A 19,385-nucleotide genomic window follows, 5' to 3' on the forward strand; every position below is an offset into this window, starting at 1 on the left:
CTTGTGTGGGCGCGTAAGATACTCTGTGAAGCCAGCGGCGTAAACACGCCACGTCAATTTCATCACGCAAGCAGAGGTTTTATGTCCGCGAAACGCTATTACTATGAACCTGCCGATGGCCACGGTTTACCACATGATCCCCTTAACGCGATCGTCGGCCCTCGCCCTATCGGCTGGATTGCTTCGTATGACAGCCACGGGAACCGTAATCTGGCCCCGTATAGCTTCTTTAACTGTTTTAATTATCGCCCACCGATTATTGGTTTTGCCAGCAGCGGCTGGAAAGACAGCGTGCAAAATATTCTCGACACCAAAGAGTTCGTCTGGAACCTGGCGACTCGCGAACTGGCGGAGCAGATGAATGAAACCTCAGCGTCCATTCCACACGGTGAAGATGAATTTACCCGCGCCGGATTAACTGCCGTTCCTGGTCAAAAAGTTAAAGCCAGTCGGGTCGCAGAAAGCCCGGTTAACTTTGAATGTCGTTTGTCGCAATGCATTCAGTTAACGAGTGCCGACGGTACAGCGATTGATAGCTGGCTGGTACTGGGCGAAGTTGTCGCGGTGCATATTGATGAAGCCTTGCTGATAGACGGCATTTATCAGACTGCGCTGGCGAAACCTGTGCTGCGCGCGGGTGGCCCGTCAGCTTATTACACCATTGATGAAGCGCACCGCTTCGATCTGACTCGCCCGGATGCACGATAAAACCAGAAAAATCATGCACCTGTATCTGACTGATTTGTAAGCATTTCGTCAAGTAATGTCGTTCAAAAAATGAGCATGAGTTCATCAATTTTTTGCGTCCTTTAATTATCACATTAGACCTACACTTTCAGTGTTGATGTTTTTTTAATCGACCCCCTAAAAGCGATGAGGATGTGATTATGAAAAAATTGCTGTATTTTTCTGCGGTTGTCACCCTTGCGGCATTACCGTTTGCTACCATGGCAGCCCAAGAAATGAGTGATATGAACACAGGTCAGCTACGTCCGGCAGGAACCGTTTCTGTCACGGGTGCTTCAAGCCTTGATGATCTACAGGCCAAACTTGGAGAGAAAGCGAAAGAAGAAGGGGCAAAAGGTTTTGTTGTTAACTCGGCTAGCGGAAATGAACGTATGTTCGGCACCGCGACTATTTATAAATAGTCTCAAGAAATCCCCGGAGGGGTTCCACTAATAACGGTTTCCATACCAGGAGACCGTTATTTTATTGTTAAGTTTAAGTGTTAATTAACACATTAATAAACAACCATACTAATTCCGCATTAAAACATCGGCATTTCCTTGTATTCATCGCTTTAATCCGAAAATTAATCACTCTCGCAACAAAAATTGCATTTATTAATAAACCCGGAAAGGTGAGCAAGGGCACAAAAAAGATCTAAACCAATCCCATTAAATTAAAAGTGTGACCTCGACACACCCTGGTTATCGGACAAATACAATAAGCTGTCATACAGCAATAGAAATCTCTCATCCTCACTTAATATTTTATGCAGGGAGCATTATTTATGAAATTTTTAACTCTACCTCGCCAATTACTCTGTGCCTCGCTAATGACTTTATGTGCCACTGGCGCAAATGCGGCAGATAAAATCACCCTAAAACTGGCGCATAATCTGGAGCGCAGCCATGTTGTGCATCTGGCATTTGAAGAATTGGCCAAAGAGGTACAACAACTTTCAGACGGTAATATGCGTATTCGCATTTACCCTAGCAGCCAAATGGGCAGCGCGCGCGAAACACTGGAGCTTTTGCAAAATGGTGCGCTGGATATGACGAAAGGTTCGGCCAGTGATTTGGAATCTTTTGACAATACTTACGCTATCTATAATTTGCCGTATTTATTTAAAGACCAGCAGCATTTTAATCGCGTGGTGTTTGGTGAAGTCGGCAAAGAAATTATGGAATCAACGAAAGATAAAGGGTTCTTTGGTATTTCCGCCTATGTTGCCGGCACCCGTAGTTTCTATGCTAAAAAACCGATTACCAAACCAGAAGATTTAAAAGGTCTTAAAATTCGTGTCCAGGCAAGCCCTACAACATTAAAAATGGTTGAATTAATGGGCGGCTCACCTACCCCTATTTCATTCGGTGAAGTGTATACCGCGATGCAACAAGGCGTGGTTGATGGTGCAGAAAATAACGTGCCGTCATGGGTTCAGACTCGTCATATCGAAATCGCTAAAGTTTTCTCGGAAGATGAACATACTTCCATTCCTGACTTCCTCGTTATCTCCACGAAAACCTGGCAGAAGCTATCACCTGAACAGCAGCAAATCCTGATGAAAGCGGCGAAAAACTCCGAAGCGTATCAACAAAAGCTTTGGGAGAAAGTCGATGCTGATTCACGTGCTCAGGCTAAAGCCATGGGCGCGACTATCCTCAGCGTAGATAAAGCCCCATTCCGCGCCGCAGTAAAACCGCTGTATGACGACTTCGCCAAAGATCCAAAACAAGCCGCACTGCTGGCTAAATTCGAAGCCGCTGCCGAGTGATTTTAAGGTTTTGTTGGTCGGGTGACGCTTACCCGACCAGCTAAAACGCGTGTCATCAATATTATTTCCAGGTATGCAAACATGATACTTAAGCCCATAAAGCTTGCGGTAGACCGGACTATTGCCACTTTTTCTGTACTGGTGATGGTCGCTCTGGTTGTCTGCGTGGTGTGGCAGGTTTTCAGCCGCTACGTCCTCAACCAACCCAGTACTCTCACCGATGAACTGGCACGTTTTCTGATGATCTGGGTGGGTCTGCTGGGCGCATCTTATACCGTTGGCGCACAACGCCACCTTTCCATCGATTTCCTCTCGATGATGCTGCCAGATAATAAAAAACCGCTGCTTAACATCGTGATTAACGCGCTGATATTACTGTTTTCATCCACGGTTATTGTCAACGGCGGCCTGAAGCTGATTGAAAAAACATTAGCCACCTCGCAGCTCTCAGCGGCGTTACAAATCCCGATGGGTTATGTCTACATTGTGCTGCCATTAAGCGGGGCAATTATGATGTTTTACTCGCTCTATTTTATCCTGACCGACGCTCACACTCTGGTCAGCAAGGAAGGGAAATAATGGAAACTTATATCGCCCTCACCTTATTTGGTGCGTTCTTCGTTCTGGTGTTTATCGGGGTGCCTATTTCGTTTGCGATTGGGATTGCCACCGTTTCCTCTATGTTGCTGATGTTCCCATGGGACGTGGCGGTTATCACTGTTTCGCAGCGTCTCGCCAATGGCCTGGATAACTTTGCGCTACTGGCGATCCCGTTCTTTATTTTTGCCGGAACACTGATGAACAGCGGCGGAATAGCCATCCGCTTAATTAATCTTGCACAAATTATGGTTGGCCGTATTCCCGGTTCTCTTGGCCATGTCAACGTGCTGGCGAATATGATGTTTGGCTCCATCTCCGGTTCGGCTGTTGCCGCTGCCGCAGCCGTAGGGGGAACACTTTCCCCGATTCAAAACAAAGAAGGCTATGACCCGGCGTTTTCAACGGCGGTCAACGTTTCATCGTGCATTACAGGGTTGCTGATTCCACCTTCTAACGTGCTGATTGTGTTCTCGCTGACGGCGGGTGGCGTATCGGTGGCATCGTTATTTATGGCCGGTTACTTGCCGGGCATCTTAATGGGCCTGTCAATCATGCTGGTGTGCTGGATTATCTCCCGGCGCCGCGGCTATCCGGTTTCCGCACGTCCAACCTGCGCTCAAGCAGCAAAAGCGTTCCTCGACGCGTTGCCAAGCCTGTTACTGGTGATTATCGTCATGGGCGGGATTCTGGGCGGCGTATTCACCGCAACGGAAGCCTCAGCCATCGCGGTGGTTTACACCTTCGTCCTTTCGGTGCTTATCTATCGCGAAGTGAAATGGCGTGATTTACCAAAGCTCATCCTTGATTCGGTGGTGACAACCTCGATTGTTCTGCTGCTCATTGGCTTCTCAGTTGGCATGTCCTGGGCCATGACCAACGCGGATATTCCCTACATGATTAGCGATGCGCTGATGGGTGTCTCGGATAACCCGCTGGTGATTCTGTTGCTTATCAACATCGTGCTGCTCATTGTCGGCATCTTTATGGATATGACGCCAGCGGTGCTTATCTTTACGCCAATCTTCCTGCCTATTGCGCAAGATTTGGGGATGGATCCGGTTCACTTCGGCATCATGATGGTCGCTAACTTGTGCGTCGGCTTGCTGACTCCTCCGGTTGGCAGCGCACTGTTTGTCGGCTGTTCCATCACGGGCGTTAAAATTCAGAATCTGATCAAACCGTTGCTGCCCTTCTATGCCGCGCTGTTTGTCTCACTGATGATGATTACCTACATTCCTGAGATTTCCCTGTTTATTCCTCGGCTGTTGGGACTGATGTAATTCCTGCCTTCTGAAAGCGACTTTCGGGTCGCTTTTTACTTGTTGATTTATTATAAGCAATCACTTGATACTTTTATTAACCATCTGTGAATTAACTCACTTTATTCGCCGCTAACAATGTCTACTGTATGCAGCACAAGAATTGTCTCTTGTGATTACTTACGGAGCGGTAACAATGAAAAACCTGATGGCCGCAATAGAAGCAAAGCTGATGCCCCTTGCCGGAAGAATGGCGCAACAACGCCACCTCGGGGCCATTCGCGATGCGTATATCTCGTTTATGCCTTTTATTATTGTCGGTTCAATTCTGCTGGTTATCTCCTCTTTCCCAAGCACTGCCTATCAACAGTTTATGGCGTCGATTTTTGGTGAAGGTTGGTCTGCAACTATCGAAATCCCGTTTAATGCCATCTTCTCGACCATGGCGGTGTTCATTAGTTTCCTGGTCGCTTATCGTCTTGCAGAGCGTTATGACATCGACAAAATGTCCGCCGGGATTTTGTCTCTCTCCTGCTTCCTGATTCTCACCCCCTTCGCTAAAACCCAGGAAATTGGCAACCTTATTCCGATGGAGTGGTTGGGTTCAAAGGGGTTGTTTGTCGCGATGCTCGGTGCGATTGCCAGCACTGAATTATTTGCCTGGATGCTAAGCCGCAACTGGGTGATCCGTATGCCGGATGGCGTGCCACCTGCGGTACAAAAATCCTTCGCGGCTTTGATTCCATCACTGCTGATTCTGGTGATTGCGCTCGCGATTCGCGTGCTGTTCGCCCGCACGGATTACCACACTATTCACCAGTTTGTTTACGAAGTGCTGGCTACGCCAATTCGCCACTTCGGGACTTCCTATGTTGGCGCGTTGTTTACGTGCTTTAGCATTACCAGCCTGTGGTCGGTCGGGATTAACTCAGGCTCGATGGTCAACGGCATCCTGCGTCCATTCTGGATGGAAAACCAAATGGAGAACCTGACCGCAACACAGGCAGGATTGCTGCCTCCGCATGTTGTCACCGAACAGTTCTACGACATGATTTGGATGGGCGGCGCGGGAGCCACCTTGTCTCTGGTGATTGCTATGCTGCTGTTTGCCCGCAGCCAGCATATTAAGAACGTTTCGCGTCTGGCTGCAGGTTCTTCCATCTTCAACATTAACGAGCCGGTGCTGTTTGGCCTGCCGGTCATCATGAACCCAATAATGCTTATCCCATTCAACCTGGTCCCGCTGGTGCTGGTGACGGTGCAATACATCACCATGTCGATAGGTTGGGTCGCCACCACCACTGGGGTCTATATCCCGTGGACGCTGCCGCCAGTATTAAGCGGGTTTATCGTTACCGGGCATCTCAGCGGCGCTGTAATTCAGCTTATCAATCTGTTGATTGGCGCCATCATCTACCTGCCGTTCCTTAAAGTCGTGGACAAGCAATACCGGGCGAATGAAACCCCGGAAATTTCAGCCACCACTAAACCCGCCACGGAGTAAGTAAAAACATGACGTTATCGAAAAACTGGGGCGTGATAGCGACCTGGCGTATGGCCTGGGAAGGGGTCAGTGAAGCCGCGCAGTTATTGCAAAGGAACAACGACGCCAGTGGTGCTGCGGTTCGCGCAGTCACCTGTGTAGAAGATTATCCATTTTATAAATCAGTTGGTTACGGCGGCTTGCCTAACGAACAAGGTGTGGTTGAACTGGACGCTGCGTTTATGGACGGTTCAACGCTCGCCATAGGCGCGGTTGCCAGTATTCGCGATATCGCTAACCCGATTCTGGTGGCGCAAGCCTTAAGCCGCGAGCGCTTCAACAGTTTTATGGTCGGCGAAGGCGCACAAACCTGGGCGCTCGCGCAAGGTTTTGAGCGCAAAAACATGCTGACCGATCGCGCCCATCAGCATTATCTCAAGCGTAAACGTGAAACGTTGGATCGCGGCCTTAGCCCGTACACCGGGCACGATACCGTTGGCGTGATCACCCTCGATCAGAATCAACAGATGTGCGTCGCCACCTCCACCAGCGGCTTGTTTATGAAGCGCCCTGGGCGCGTGGGCGACTCGCCGGTATCGGGTTCCGGTTTTTATGCCGACAGCCAGATTGGTGCCGCCACCGCCACCGGCCTTGGCGAAGACTTGATGAAAGGATGCATCAGCTACGAAATCGTCAGCCGCATGGGGCGCGGAATGTCACCACAACAGGCGGCTGAATCAGCGGTTTACGACCTCGAAAGCCAATTGATTGCCCGCTATGGTCGCGCCGGTGATTTGTCGGTGGTGTGTATGAATAACCGCGGTGAATACGGTGCAGCCACGACCATTGATAACTTCTCGTTTTCAGTCGCCACGGCAGCGCAAACGCCAGCGGTATTTTTGACCACCCGCGAAGGAAAACACACCCTGATTCGCCCGGCAGACCAGGCGTGGCTTGATGCCTATATCGAACGTATTACCGCCGAGGTGATCGTATGAAATGCCAGTTAACCACCCTTACGCAATGCCCGGCAGATGCGCATTTAATACTGTGGAAAGCTCACGCCAACGCGTGGCCGCAAACACTGCGCCCGCTGCTGGATGAAATGGCGCTTTCCAGTGAATCGCAAACCACCACTTTCGGTTTAAGCAGCAAATGCCTGCAACTAACCCTTTTATCTTCGGCCGACATTGAGCGTCCTGAAGCGTTGCGCCAGTTAACAGAATATCTGAATAGCGTTTTGCCAGGCCCGCTTTCACACCCTGTCGCCGTCGATATCTCAGGTTTTGACCTGGCAAACCGTGTCGTTTTTGCACGCCTGCGCACCCTCCTGGTGGCAGTGATGAACCGTTTCTATCAGTTGCCGCAGTTGGGATATCGCGCCCAGCAAGCGCAAAGTCACGGGCAACTGCTATTGCTGGTGGCAGAACACAATCCGCAATCGTCAGACCTGGCTGCGCAAGCGCAGGCAGTGGCTCAAGGGATGCTGCTTTCGCGCAAACTGGCCGACACTCCAGCAAATGACTGCCGCCCGCATGATGTGGCCCAACAAGCTGAAAGCTGGGCGCGCGAGCATCCGCAAACGCACTGTGAAATCCTTGATGAAAACGCCATTCGCGAGCAGGGTTTAGGTTGTCTTGATGCCACAGGAAAAGGCAGCGACAACCCGCCCCGGCTGGTGACGCTACGCTGGCAAGGTGGCGCTGAAAACGCACCGTATTACGCGTTTGTCGGCAAAGGCATTACCTTCGATACCGGCGGGATGTGGCTGAAAGAAGGCGAAGGAATGCGCACCATGAAATACGATATGTGTGGTGCTGCCGTGGTGTTCGGGCTGATGGAAATCGTCAAAACGCTGCAACTTCCGCTTAATGTTGTCGCTGTGATGGCGCTGGCCGAAAACATGCCTGGCGTTAACGCCATGCTGCCGGGTGATGTCGTGAAATCGCACGCCGGTCATAGCGTCGAAATTATAAATACCGATGCCGAAGGTCGCCTGGTTTTGGCGGATGCGCTGAGTTACGCCGCCACGCGCTTTAATCCGGCAGCGTTAATTGATGTCGCCACCCTGACCGGAGCGGTAGTCAAAGCCCTGGGGTATGACATCTCCGGGTTGATGAGTAATGATTCCCCCCTTAGCCGCCAATTGCAGCAGGCAGCCGATTTAACCCAGGACCGAATCTGGCCGCTGCCGCTCGACGAAAGCTTTGATTCGCAAGTCAAAAGCCATATTGCCGACCTCACGAATACACCGCCCAATAACGCGGCCATCGCGGTATCCGCCGCCCAATTCTTGAGTAAGTTTTGCCACCAGTCGCCGTGGGCGCATTTAGATGTGAGCGGCACCGCGTTGAGCCGGGGTAAATTCACCCAGGCCAGCGGCCGCCCTGCTCTGTTACTGACGCAATTCTTACTCGACATCTGCAAAGGAAAGACAAATGAAAAAGATTCTACTGGTATGTGATTTAGGCATGTCGACCAGTCTGGTCGTCAAACGTATGCAGGAAGCGGCGGTGAAACGCCAGCTTGAAGTCGAGATTCAGGCGAAAGGAATGAGCGATTTTAAAAACGCGATTACTGCTTTTGACTGCGCACTGCTTGGCCCGCAAATCGCCTATAAGCTCGCAGACTGCAAACAGATTGCCGCGCCGCTTAATAAGCGTGTTGAAACCATAAATATGATGGATTACGGCATGGTAAACGGAGAGAAGATCCTCGACCACGCGTTGAGCCTGATCGACTAAATATTCTTGAGCCACGCAGCCGGGGTCAGATTCTTGAGTCGGCTGCGGATAATTCGCTTGTTCAGCAATTCTTCAAACTCCAGCAAAACCGCGCCAAAACCCAGGCGCTTATCGTAACGCTCACCGTTAAGTAACTGTTCCAGCGTTTGCGTCCACTCACCCTCTGCGGCTCTTTCCTGCCAGGCTTCTGGCTCGGCTTCATGCAAGGGAACCCCAAGTTGTTGCGCCAGTTGTTGAGTCAGCGTGGTAGAACAGGCCGTTAATGACCGCACTTTCAATAGCAAACCCTGCTGCAAAAAACCGACCAGAGCATCAAGCGATTGCTGTTCACCCCGCTCGCGAAGCGCCACGGCCAAAAAACCTGAAACCGGACAGCTAAATGCCAGCAACGAGCCGTGTTTATGGCTAATGCTTTCAGGAAGCGAAAACACATCAAGGCGCAAATGTCCGACCGGCTGCTTTAAATCAGGTTTAGCGAGCCGGGATTGCTGCCAGTTTTGCAATGTTCTGCTGACACTGGCGCGCGAAATACCCTGCTGGACCAGCAATTGCGCGGCTTCCACAAGCTCATCCAGGGAAAGTGACAAACGCACGCGCAGAAAGACCAGCATCGCCTCCTGCTCATGGCTCAACGCACGATGAATGGTATTAGGCCGATGAGATTTGTCATAACAGTCATCTCGCTTACGCCAGCGCCTGACGGTATCCACAGAAATATTCAACTCCTCCGCCAGTTCACCGTCGGTTTTGTCAGAGCTTTGAATATATTTGCGGGTTCGCGGCGTGGTGGTGGCGTTGGAGTGCAGCTTGATCTCCATCGAACCTCTTGAGTCATGAGTTAAGTAAGGTCTTCATTATAAAAGTAAGTGACTCAGCGGAAAGAGCAAATCCACACATAATCGTAAAAAGAGTGCGCAAGCGATTGCAGGCCAGACCAGTTCTATCTTATGAAAAAAAGTAGCAAAAAATGCGGAAAGCGAAGCGAGATCTGGATCACACAATCAACAATGATGATTCGCGTGCTAATCATCACTTATTTCAATGATTTAACTTAAATTCAAAAAATTTGAACAAGGCCGTCAATTCTATTCGATTTATTCTTCTGCCTAAAAGTGTGACCATAATCACATCGACGGAACAACGTCACCTTAAACAGAATAACCTGCGAGAAATATACTATGAAAACCATCAAATATGCTGTAGCCGCCATCGCCCTGACCACTCTTTCTTTCGGCGCATTCGCTGCACAATCTATCAGCCCATCTGAAGCACAGAACATGAATAAAATCGGTGTGGTTTCGGCTGATAACGCAACGACTCTGGATGGCCTGGAAGCGCAACTGGCTTCTAAAGCAGAACAAGCAGGCGCAAAAGCGTACTCAATTACTTCTGCTAACACCAACGGCAAAATGAGCGGTACTGCGGTTATCTATAAATAACCCTGCGGTATTGCCCTGAGATACACCCTCATTTTTGGAGCGATGCTCCACCCTGCTTGACCCTGTTATTACCCTTGTTGCCCGCGGCCATTTACCGCGGGCTTTTTTTTGCTTTGCATTCAGCTATTCAGAATGTCTGATTAATGCGAACTAAACCGTCTTCAAACGTCGCCACTTCACCCGTCGCCACCAGACAGCATGCCATTTGTATTTTCAATGATTGCGGAATAGGTTCAACACCCGCCACACAGCGCTCAATCCAACGGGCGGTCACGTCGGGATCTTTACCCGCTGGCAACACGATTTCATCTTCGTTGATATCTGTCTGACGTTCGCTCACAACACGTGATCCTAAACTATCAATAAGCGTAATCTGCGGGCAGCGTTGTGGGTTCGCATAAACTTCCCCTTCTGTTCCGTGCATCAACAGACCACGCCCGCCAATATCAGCAAAGAACTTCGCCACTTTCGGGACATATTCAGGATGGGAAACGCTGGCTAGACGAAGTGCGGCATTTTCTTCAAACGGTGTCGCCAGTTTGGCGAGCGTATGCGCACTATTACGCACCCCCATTCGCCAGCGCATGGCGAGCTGATCTTCCATCGGCGGGCAAAGCGCACCGATCGGGATATAGACCGGATGATGCGAGTCCAGTTTAGCTTGCGCCTGGCCCGCATGAAGCGTGGGTTCAATGCCCATCAGCGTAAAAATGGTTTCGGTTAATACCCGAGTGGGATCGTGGCTGACGCCATGCACCACCACCGGAAAACCGAGGCGGTTGAGTAACATCGCTAATAATGGCGTGAGGTTGGCTTGTTTACGCGCGCCGTTATAAGAAGGGATCACAATCGGCATCGGCTTGTTGACCGGAGGCGTCAGGGGGATGACATGGTGCTTCATCGCGTCATAGAAGCCGAGCATTTCATCCTCGCCTTCGCCTTTGATGCGCAACGCAATCAACACGCCACCGAGTTCAAGTTCAGGTACTTCGCCTCTGAGCATATGGGCATATAAGCCACGAGCGGTATCAAAATCCAGGGAGCGGGCATGGTTTTTACCGCGCCCTATTTCTTTGATTATTTTACGGTAATCCATTCAGACTCTCCTTTCTATTTCTTGCTCACACGTTTGCGCCGCACCGTTTTTTTAGGTTTGGTATCAATCGGTTTAGCTGATGGCGCTTCAGGCTGACTTATCGGAAACACCGGCAATGCACCCAGTAAACGCTGCCCATAATTTTTGGTCAACAGGCGGCGGTCATAAATCACCACTTCGCCGTAACAACCGTGGCTACGAATCAAGCGCCCAACCTGCTGAATAAGATTAAACGAAGCACTCGGTAAACTCTGTACTTCAAAAGGATAGCGTTTCAGGGTTTTTAGCCACTCGCCCTCGGTAAGCACAACCGGGCTATCAATCGGTGGGAAAGCAATTTTGTGGATATGCACCTGGCTGAGTAAATCGCCTTTTAAATCGAGGCCTTCTGCAAAAGATTGCAGGCCAACCAGCACGCTGGTTTCGCCCTGTTCGACGCGCTTGCGGTGCATCTCCACCAGCCGATAACGTGGCTGATCGCCTTGCACTAATAACGTCAGACGCAAGTCGGTGACATGGGTTAAAAACACCTGCATCGCACGGTTGCTGGCAAATAGCACCAGCATGCCTTTATGTTCACCTTTCGCCAGTTCAGCGCGGAAAAACGCTGCCATTTCAGCCAGATGCTGGGCTTCGTTTTCCATCGTTGGTTCGACGGTTAACTGTGGGATGACCAGTTTGCCTTGCTCGACATGGTTAAACGGCGAGTCCAGTGCGACAAATCGGTCGCCCGCATGTTCGTCTAACCCGCTCATCTCTTTCAGACGGTCGAATTTATTTAATGAACGCAACGTGGCGGAAGTGACGATGACATGCGGCACATTGCGCCACACCAGTTTTTCAAGCTGATCGCTAACGCGAATGCCGACGCAATGGAAGAACAGATGCGGCTGGCCTTCACGGATATCACGCGTCACCCATTTCGACACCGGCGCCCCAGAAGCCTGTTCCATCGCTGATAGCCGCCACAGTTTGCTCTGCGTCTCGAAATAACCCAGGGCGCGGTTCATATGCAGCAACGCGCGGTGCAAACGCACGATATCGTGGCTACCGGTTTTTTCGCCCAAATCGTTGAGTAACGCTTCTGACAGGCTGCGCAACCCTTCCATCAGTTTCGCCAGCCGTTTGCAAATCACCATCAGTTCTTCAGGAAGAACGCCCATTTCAAAGCGATGTTCGGCTTCTTGTTCCCCCGCCAGCCATAACGACACAATGCTGCTAAACGAGCTTAAGAGTTCGTAAATTTCATCGCAATGATTGGTCAGACGTTCCGGGGAAGTCAGCGGCGGCGGGCTTTTCGGGCGGAACTGCGCCATGCAGGTTTCCACCAGTTTGGTGAAGAGATCGAACTGCAAACGACTATAACCGGGCGTCACTTCCGCACTCATTTCCAGCGCATCGCGGGCGACGTCGGGCAAATGATGGCCTTCGTCCAGAATCAGCAACAGGTTTTTAGCTTCCGGTAGCACGGCATCGCTTTCCATTGCCGCCATGACCAGCGCATGATTTGCGACCACCACCTCGGCATCGTCTATTTCACGCCGCGCCACAAAGAACGGGCATTCGCGATACCAATGGCAATTTCGCCCCAGGCAACTGGCTTTGTCGGTGCTCAGACGCCGCCATAAATCATCTTCAATATTTTGTGATGCATGGTCACGCAGCCCGTCCCACTTGTAAGCATCAAGATCGGTTTTCAGCTTGCCGCAGCGCTGTTGTTCGTCTTTGCTGGTCGGAGCCATTTCATCTTCGAGAAACGCCAACAAATCGCCCTGCGCCAGGTTGTCCGTCGCCAGCGCAGCAAGATTACGCGGGCATACATAACGCCCGCGCCCAAAGGCGGCGGTGAATTTTAAGTCAGGGATAATTTTGCGTAGCAAGGGTAAATCCTTGCTAAATATTTGATCCTGCAACGCGACGTTAGCGGTACTGACCACCAGCGTTTTTTGTTCGCCGCGGGCAATCGCAATGCCCGGAATCAGATAAGAAAGGGTTTTCCCCACGCCAGTCGGTGCTTCAATCGCCAGATGACGCCCCGCTTCACCCGCCAGTGTTTTCGCCACTTCAGCAATCATCTGCCGTTGCGGTGGGCGCGGAATAAAGTCCGGGATCTGCTGTTGTAGCGCCTTATACCAGGCGGCGATTTGCTCTTTTTGCGCGGAGGACAAGGCCATGGAAACCACTTTCACTGTATAAACAACCACTATTCTCCCACTTTTTGCAGTCTTACAGCAAGGCTTGACGCATGACAAAGTGGCCAGGGGTGGTTCCTCTCTATAATCGAGCCCGTTTATCTTCCCACTGGTATCAAAAAATGGATTATCAACTCAATTTAGACTGGCCTGAGTTTATGGCGAAATACTGGCAGAAAAAGCCAGTCGTTTTAAAAAATGCGTTTCCTGATTTTGTCGATCCGATTACCCCGGACGAATTAGCCGGTCTTGCTATGGAAGCAGAAGTGGACAGCCGCCTGGTTAGCCATACCAATGGCCAATGGCAAGCCGCTAACGGGCCATTTGAGCATTTTGACAATTTAGGTGATACCGGTTGGTCACTACTGGCTCAAGCCGTAAACCATTGGCATGCGCCGTCTGCTGAGCTGGTGCGCCCGTTCCGCGTATTACCAGACTGGCGTTTAGACGACCTGATGATCTCCTTCTCGGTGCCGGGTGGCGGTGTGGGTCCGCATATCGACCAATACGATGTGTTTATCATTCAGGGGATGGGCAGCCGTCGCTGGCGTGTGGGCGACAAACTGCCAATGCGCCAGTTCTGCCCGCATCCCGCCTTGCTGCACGTTGATCCGTTTGAACCGATTATTGATGAAGATCTGGAACCTGGCGACATCCTGTATATTCCACCTGGTTTCCCACACGATGGCTTCACGCATGAAACGGCGCTTAACTATTCCGTCGGTTTCCGTGGGCCAAATGGCCGCGATTTGATCAGCAGCTTTGCGGATTACGCACTGGAAAACGATTTAGGTGGCGAGCACTACAGCGATCCTGATCTCACCGTTCGCGAGCATCCTGGCAAAGTTGAAAGCTATGAGCTTAATCGTCTGCGCGACATGATGATGGAAGTCATCAGCCAGCCTGAAGATTTCAAACAGTGGTTTGGCCGTTTCGTCACCACTCCGCGTCACGAACTCGATGTCGCACCGGCTGAACCGCCATACCAGCAAGACGAAATCGTCGACGCTTTGCTCGGCGGCGAATGTCTGACGCGCTTAAGTGGTTTACGTGTTCTCAATGTTGATGGTCAGTTCTTCGTCAATAGCGAACCTATGGAAGCCCCGGTTGAAGAGGCGGCTGATGCATTGTGCCGTTACACCACGGTAAGCCAAAACGAATTGGGCGATGCGCTGCAAAACCCCGAGTTTGTTAACGTATTGACCGAACTGGTTAATCAGGGCTACTGGTACTTCGACGATTAATTTTTTGTTACATCGGTAACTAAAAATTACACAGAGTCTATGCGACTGACTACAGTTATACGGGGGCTTCCCGGGCAAACTGTGGGGATAACATGGCACTTTTTACCATTGGTGAAGTGGCTGTGCTTTGTGATATCAACCCCGTAACGTTGCGTGCCTGGCAACGGCGTTACGGGCTACTGAAACCGCAGCGAACGGATGGCGGCCATCGGCTGTTTGATGATGCCGACATCGAACGCATCCGTGAAATCAAACACTGGATTGAAAATGGGGTTCAGGTCAGCAAGGTGAAAGCCCTTCTGAGCGGCGAACTTCAGGATATGGAAAGTGGCTGGCGAGAACGCCAGGAACTGTTACTTCACCATTTGCAAAGCGGCAACCCTTCTCGTCTTCGCGCCTGGATTGCGGATGTGGGCCGTGATTATCCGGCTGAAACGCTTGTTCAACAACTCTACACCCCTCTGCGTCGTCGCCTTCAATGCCAACAAGTCACCCTCAATACCCTGTTAAGCCTGCTGGACGGCGCGCTGATTAATTACATCGCGTTATGCCTGTCATCGGCCCGTAAACGGAGCGGTAAAGATGCGTTGTTGGTGGGCTGGGACACGCCAGATACCACGCGTTTGTGGATGGCGGCATGGATGGCAATCCAACAAGGCTGGCGGATTGATGTGCTGGCGCACCCGCTGCATCAGCTTCGCCCTGAGATCTTCGCCCAACAGACATTATTGGTATGGTGTGGCGATACGCCCACCCCTCACCAGCTCGACCAACTGGAACTTTGGCGCTGCGCGGGCCTGCAAATTTTCCCGCTGATGAGCAACGGCCATTCGACCGAGCACGCATAAGATAAATTTAAAGGTTCATTAACAAGCCGGCTTCATCTTATAATCTCCCCCGCAATATAAGGAGCGAAGATGAAACTGAGTAAAATTGCCCTCGTGGGCGGCATGCTGGTCATGGCTATCGGCGGAATTGGCGGCGTGATGCTGGTAGGTTATATCGTTATTCTGCATGGCGCGTGATGTGACGTAAAACGCGCTCAAACAGGCGGTCGACAACAATTGCCGCCAGCGCAACCAGCAAAGCGCCCTGAATCACGTATGCGGTGTTAAAACCGCTCAGGCCAATGATTATCGGTGAGCCTAAAGTGCTGGCACCCACGGTTGAAGCAATCGCCGCAGTACCAATATTAATAATCACCGATGTGCGGATACCCGCCAGAATCAACGGTGCCGCCAGCGGCAACTCCACTTTTCTGAGCATTTGCCACCGGCTCATTCCGGCCCCCATCGCAATCTCTTTTGTCGCTTCCGGCACCGCGCCCATTCCTGCCAACGTCCCTTGTAAAATGGGCAACAAACCGTAAAGCACGAGCGCGATAATGGCAGGCTGTTGGCCAAAACCCATCACCGGAACGGCAATCGCCAGCACCGCCACCGGCGGGAAGGTTTGCCCGGCAGCGGTTATGGTTTCAACCAGTGAACGAAATTCCAGCCCCGCCGGGCGCGTTACTGCAACGCCCAACCCGACGCCAATCACAATCGCCACCACGCTGGAAACGCCGACCAGCATCAAATGTTTAAATGCCAGCGCCATAAAACTGTCTTGCAGATAAACCGGCCTTTCCAGTTCTGGAAACAGCCAGCTGAACAACGTGCTGCTGTACGGCATCACCGCTAATAATGCGATGAATACCGCAATCAGCCACAATAAGGGATCACGTAGCAGGCGCATTTTCACCCTCAACCAAATCACTAAAATGCAGTACACCGCAGGGTTCGCCATGCTGATTCACCACCGGTAACTGCTGGCACTGGCGATGAACAAACAACGACAGCGCTTCACGTAACGTGACGGATTCGCTTATCGGCTCACCTTCTATTCGCTCATGAGTTCGCACCCGGTCGGCAACATGGCGCAGCGAAAGCAGACGCACGCCCAGCTCGCTGCGCCCGAAGAAATCACGCACAAAATCCGTCGCCGGGCGGGTTAACAGTTCCAACGGCGTACCTTGTTGAATCACCTGCCCGTTGTCCATCAGCACAATACGGTCGGCAAGCGTCAGGGCTTCGTCGATATCGTGCGTGACCAGCACAATGGTGCGCCCGAGCAACTGGTGAATACGGATAATTTCCTGCTGTAGCGCCCCACGGGTGACGGGATCGAGCGCGCCGAATGGCTCGTCCATCAGCAGCACTTCCGGGTCAGCCGCCAGCGCCCGTGCCACGCCGACGCGCTGCTGTTGCCCACCAGAAAGCTGATGCGGATAACGGTCACGAAACTGCGCGGCTTCAAGGCCGAGTAAGTCCAGCAATTCGTCGATACGCGCGTTGATTCGCGCTTTTGGCCACTTCAGCAATTGCGGCACGGTGGCAATGTTCTGTGCCACATTCCAGTGCGGGAACAGGCCAATAGATTGAATCGCATACCCCATACGGCGGCGCAGCGTTTTCGCATCAAAATTACGGATTTCTTCTCCCGCAAAGCGGATGCGCCCGGTATCATGCTCCACCAGGCGGTTAATCATTTTCAGCGTGGTGGACTTGCCCGAGCCGGAAGTGCCAATCAGCACCGTGAACTGCCCTTCTTTGATGTTCAGCGACAAATCACTGACCGCCGCCTCGCCCTGGAAAAACTTGCTGACATTTTCAAATTCAATCATGGCTGTTTTTCCTCAAGCAATGAGATAAACAGTTTAAAAAGTGCGTCAAAAATAACCGCCAATGCAATAACCGGAATCACGCCGAGCAACACTAAATCCAGCGCGCTACTGAGCAGCCCCTGGAAAATGATGGCCCCGAAACCACCGGCCCCAATCAGCGCAGCAATCACCGTCATACCGATGGTTTGCACACAGACGACGCGCAGGCTTCGCAACAAAACCGGCAGCGCCAGTGGCACTTCCGCCTGCCAGAATATCTGCCAGCGCGACATGCCCATGCCTTCGGCACTTTCAATAATATTGCGCGGGACTTGCTGCAATCCGGCGACCACGCCACGCACCAGGGGCAACAGCGCGTACAACACCAGGGCGATTAACGCCGGAGCGATGCCAATCCCACTCACGCCGAGCGAAGCCAACCATGGCGCCAGTTTGACTAACCCCGCCAGGGGCGCAATCAACAAACCAAATAAGGCTACCGACGGCACGGTTTGAATGACGTTGAGCACCGAAAACACCGAGGATTGCCAGGCCGGACGGGTATAACAAAACACACCTAACGGCACGCCAATCAGTAATGCGGGCAACAACGTTCCGACCAGCAAAGCCAGGTGGCGCAATAAGGCATCGTCAAAAACTTCCTGCCGATTGGCATACTCTTTTAGCAAGGAAAGATCGGCAAAGTACCCGCTGAGTAACAGACCAAGAGGCACAATCCAGATTTGCAGATTAAGCAGCAATCGCCACAGCGCTTTTGCCGACAGGCGGTTGATAGCATCAGCACACAGCAGCAAGCACAGCGTTAACGACATCCACAGTCCGCTACCGGGTGATGTCCGCGCAAGCGTACTGCCTTGCTGAGCAAAGTGCGTCGCCGTTTGTCCAAGCCGCCACAAAATGGCGATGAACAGGAACTCGCCGACCATGAGAGTCAGCAATAATGGGAGTGGCCGACATGGTGTCAGCGCGAGGATTGCCAGAACGAATACTGGGACACAGAACAGCAACCAGGTTTGCGCCGGGAGTTGGCTGAGCGCGATAGGCTCCCCGGAAACCAGGCGGTTGGGCGCAAAGTTGATAAACGGTAATACTGCGCCCGCCACTACCAGCAAAAAAACCAGCAGTAGCAGGACGCGATTATGAATTTTGAGCAAACGTACGTCCTTGATTTATCCCACAAAAAGCTATTTTACGAAGCCTTTTTGTTTCAGGTAGTCAGCCGCCACTTTTTTGGCATCTAACCCCTCCACCGCGATACTGGCGTTAAGCTGTTGTAACGTTTTTTCATCCAGAGATGCAAACACAGGTTTTAGCCAGGCGTCCAATTCCGGGTAGGCTTTTAGCACCGCTTCACGCACGACAGGTGTTGGCGCGTAGATTGGCTGTACGCCTTTCGGATCGCTCAGAGTTTGCAAACCGAGTGCCGCAACCGGGCCATCCGTTCCATAGGCCATTGCTGCGTTCACGCCAGACGTTTGCTGTGCCGCCGCTTTAATGGTGACAGCCGTATCACCCCCTGCCAGCGACAATAATTGCGGCTGTTCGAGTTTAAATCCGTAGGCTTTTTCAAAGGCAGGAAGCGCATCGGAGCGTTCGATAAATTCAGCGGAAGCCGCCAGTTTGAATTCGCCGCCTTTTTTCAGATACGCGCTGAGATCGTCAAGCGAGGTGAGTTTGTTTTTTTCAGCCAAATCTTTGCGCACCGCAATGGTCCAGGTATTGTTTGCGGGCGCGGGTGTTAGCCACACCAGGTGATTTTTTTCGGCATCGAGTTTTTTGACTTTCTCGTAGCCCTGCTGCGCATTTTTCCACGCTGCATCTTTTTCATCTTTGAAGAAAAACGCACCGTTACCGGTGTATTCCGGGTAAATATCCAGCTCGCCTGCGGTTATCGCTCCACGCACAACGGGAGTGGTTCCAAGTTGCACTTTATTGACGGTTTTAACACCGTGGCTCTCCAGTACCTGCAAAATGATATTACCGAGCAACGACCCCTCGGTATCAATCTTAGAGCCGACTTTGACTGGCTCTGCGGCCTGCGCCCCTGCGGCTAACAATGCTAAACCTGCCATGCTCCAACGCGCTGCTAAGTTCATCGTGCTTCCTCACTGTTTTTCTTTGCTTAAAAATCATGGAGTCGCAAAAGTTTAGCTGAGAATTTTA

The 19,385-nt window shown here is 51.6% G+C and carries 20 protein-coding genes; 13 read left to right on the forward strand and 7 right to left on the reverse strand.

Features of this window, described 5'->3' with window-relative positions; translation table 11 throughout:
• Window positions 1-81 precede the first annotated feature (81 nt).
• The 9 genes from DY231_RS16135 (at window position 82) to DY231_RS16175 (ending at window position 8,586) form a co-directional block, all read left to right on the forward strand.
• Window positions 82-708, forward strand: coding sequence for a flavin reductase family protein (locus tag DY231_RS16135; RefSeq protein ID WP_115629917.1), 627 nt, complete (start codon window positions 82-84; stop codon window positions 706-708).
• 179 nt (window positions 709-887) lie between these two features.
• Entirely contained in the window at window positions 888-1,148 is a 261-nt protein-coding gene (mcbA, locus tag DY231_RS16140; protein WP_115629919.1) for a DUF1471 family periplasmic protein McbA, read from the forward strand.
• Between the two features lie 365 nt (window positions 1,149-1,513).
• On the forward strand, window positions 1,514-2,500 hold the full coding sequence (locus tag DY231_RS16145) for a TRAP transporter substrate-binding protein (RefSeq protein ID WP_115629921.1): 987 nt from the start codon (window positions 1,514-1,516) through the stop codon (window positions 2,498-2,500).
• 81 nt (window positions 2,501-2,581) lie between these two features.
• Window positions 2,582-3,079, forward strand: a complete 498-nt coding sequence (locus DY231_RS16150; protein ID WP_115629923.1) for a TRAP transporter small permease — start codon at window positions 2,582-2,584, stop codon at window positions 3,077-3,079.
• Complete coding sequence (locus DY231_RS16155; protein ID WP_115629925.1) at window positions 3,079-4,380, forward strand: TRAP transporter large permease; 1,302 nt, start codon at window positions 3,079-3,081, stop codon at window positions 4,378-4,380. The genes DY231_RS16150 and DY231_RS16155 overlap by 1 nt, the downstream gene beginning before the upstream one ends.
• 175 nt (window positions 4,381-4,555) lie before the next feature.
• Window positions 4,556-5,863 (forward strand): PTS cellobiose transporter subunit IIC, encoded by a 1,308-nt coding sequence (celB, locus tag DY231_RS16160; protein WP_115629927.1) that lies wholly within the window; start codon window positions 4,556-4,558, stop codon window positions 5,861-5,863.
• Between the two features lie 8 nt (window positions 5,864-5,871).
• Window positions 5,872-6,840 (forward strand): glycosylasparaginase, encoded by a 969-nt coding sequence (locus DY231_RS16165; protein WP_115629929.1) that lies wholly within the window; start codon window positions 5,872-5,874, stop codon window positions 6,838-6,840.
• Window positions 6,837-8,306 carry a leucyl aminopeptidase gene (locus DY231_RS16170; RefSeq protein ID WP_115629931.1) on the forward strand — a complete coding sequence of 490 codons (1,470 nt, stop codon included), beginning with the start codon at window positions 6,837-6,839 and terminating at the stop codon, window positions 8,304-8,306. Before DY231_RS16165 ends, DY231_RS16170 begins: the two co-directional genes overlap by 4 nt.
• Window positions 8,281-8,586, forward strand: coding sequence for a PTS sugar transporter subunit IIB (locus DY231_RS16175; RefSeq protein ID WP_115629933.1), 306 nt, complete (start codon window positions 8,281-8,283; stop codon window positions 8,584-8,586). Before DY231_RS16170 ends, DY231_RS16175 begins: the two co-directional genes overlap by 26 nt.
• Here the strand turns inward: DY231_RS16175 and DY231_RS16180 are convergent.
• The gene (locus DY231_RS16180) at window positions 8,583-9,404 is read right to left on the reverse strand and encodes a helix-turn-helix domain-containing protein (protein WP_115629935.1); all 822 of its coding nucleotides are present in this window, start codon (window positions 9,402-9,404) and stop codon (window positions 8,583-8,585) included. The genes DY231_RS16175 and DY231_RS16180 overlap by 4 nt on opposite strands.
• Before the next feature lie 360 nt (window positions 9,405-9,764).
• On the opposite strand from DY231_RS16180, the gene ybiJ reads away from it, so the two are divergent.
• Window positions 9,765-10,025, forward strand: coding sequence for a DUF1471 family protein YbiJ (gene ybiJ, locus DY231_RS16185; RefSeq protein WP_034494209.1), 261 nt, complete (start codon window positions 9,765-9,767; stop codon window positions 10,023-10,025).
• A 127-nt stretch (window positions 10,026-10,152) separates the two neighbouring features.
• Here ybiJ and ybiB read toward each other — a convergent pair whose 3' ends face one another.
• On the reverse strand, window positions 10,153-11,121 hold the full coding sequence (gene ybiB / locus DY231_RS16190) for a DNA-binding protein YbiB (protein ID WP_115629936.1): 969 nt from the start codon (window positions 11,119-11,121) through the stop codon (window positions 10,153-10,155).
• Between the two features lie 14 nt (window positions 11,122-11,135).
• A complete protein-coding gene (dinG, locus tag DY231_RS16195) occupies window positions 11,136-13,295 on the reverse strand; it encodes an ATP-dependent DNA helicase DinG (RefSeq protein ID WP_115631868.1) in 2,160 nt (719 codons plus the stop codon).
• 140 nt (window positions 13,296-13,435) lie between these two features.
• Here dinG and DY231_RS16200 point away from each other — a divergent pair, with 140 nt between their 5' ends.
• The 3 genes from DY231_RS16200 (at window position 13,436) to DY231_RS25425 (ending at window position 15,582) form a co-directional block, all read left to right on the forward strand.
• On the forward strand, window positions 13,436-14,557 hold the full coding sequence (locus tag DY231_RS16200; protein WP_115629939.1) for a ribosomal protein uL16 3-hydroxylase: 1,122 nt from the start codon (window positions 13,436-13,438) through the stop codon (window positions 14,555-14,557).
• 92 nt (window positions 14,558-14,649) lie between these two features.
• Window positions 14,650-15,405: a MerR family transcriptional regulator gene (locus DY231_RS16205; protein ID WP_115629941.1), complete on the forward strand. Its 756-nt coding sequence runs from the start codon at window positions 14,650-14,652 to the stop codon at window positions 15,403-15,405.
• 69 nt (window positions 15,406-15,474) lie between these two features.
• The gene (locus tag DY231_RS25425; protein ID WP_034494204.1) at window positions 15,475-15,582 is read left to right on the forward strand and encodes a YohO family small membrane protein; all 108 of its coding nucleotides are present in this window, start codon (window positions 15,475-15,477) and stop codon (window positions 15,580-15,582) included.
• On the opposite strand, the gene DY231_RS16210 is transcribed toward DY231_RS25425, so the two are convergent.
• Genes DY231_RS16210 through osmF form a run of 4 tightly spaced genes read right to left on the reverse strand, consistent with a single transcriptional unit; the run spans window position 15,563 to window position 19,318 of the window.
• Window positions 15,563-16,294 (reverse strand): ABC transporter permease, encoded by a 732-nt coding sequence (locus DY231_RS16210; protein WP_115629945.1) that lies wholly within the window; start codon window positions 16,292-16,294, stop codon window positions 15,563-15,565. The genes DY231_RS25425 and DY231_RS16210 overlap by 20 nt on opposite strands.
• The gene (locus tag DY231_RS16215; RefSeq protein WP_115629947.1) at window positions 16,278-17,222 is read right to left on the reverse strand and encodes an ABC transporter ATP-binding protein; all 945 of its coding nucleotides are present in this window, start codon (window positions 17,220-17,222) and stop codon (window positions 16,278-16,280) included. The genes DY231_RS16210 and DY231_RS16215 overlap by 17 nt, the downstream gene beginning before the upstream one ends.
• A complete protein-coding gene (locus DY231_RS16220) occupies window positions 17,219-18,376 on the reverse strand; it encodes an ABC transporter permease (protein WP_115629949.1) in 1,158 nt (385 codons plus the stop codon). The genes DY231_RS16215 and DY231_RS16220 overlap by 4 nt, the downstream gene beginning before the upstream one ends.
• 30 nt (window positions 18,377-18,406) lie before the next feature.
• Window positions 18,407-19,318, reverse strand: a complete 912-nt coding sequence (gene osmF, locus DY231_RS16225) for a glycine betaine ABC transporter substrate-binding protein OsmF (protein ID WP_115629951.1) — start codon at window positions 19,316-19,318, stop codon at window positions 18,407-18,409.
• Window positions 19,319-19,385 lie beyond the last annotated feature (67 nt).

Source organism: Buttiauxella agrestis, from assembly GCF_900446255.1.
Lineage (GTDB): Bacteria > Pseudomonadota > Gammaproteobacteria > Enterobacterales > Enterobacteriaceae > Buttiauxella > Buttiauxella agrestis.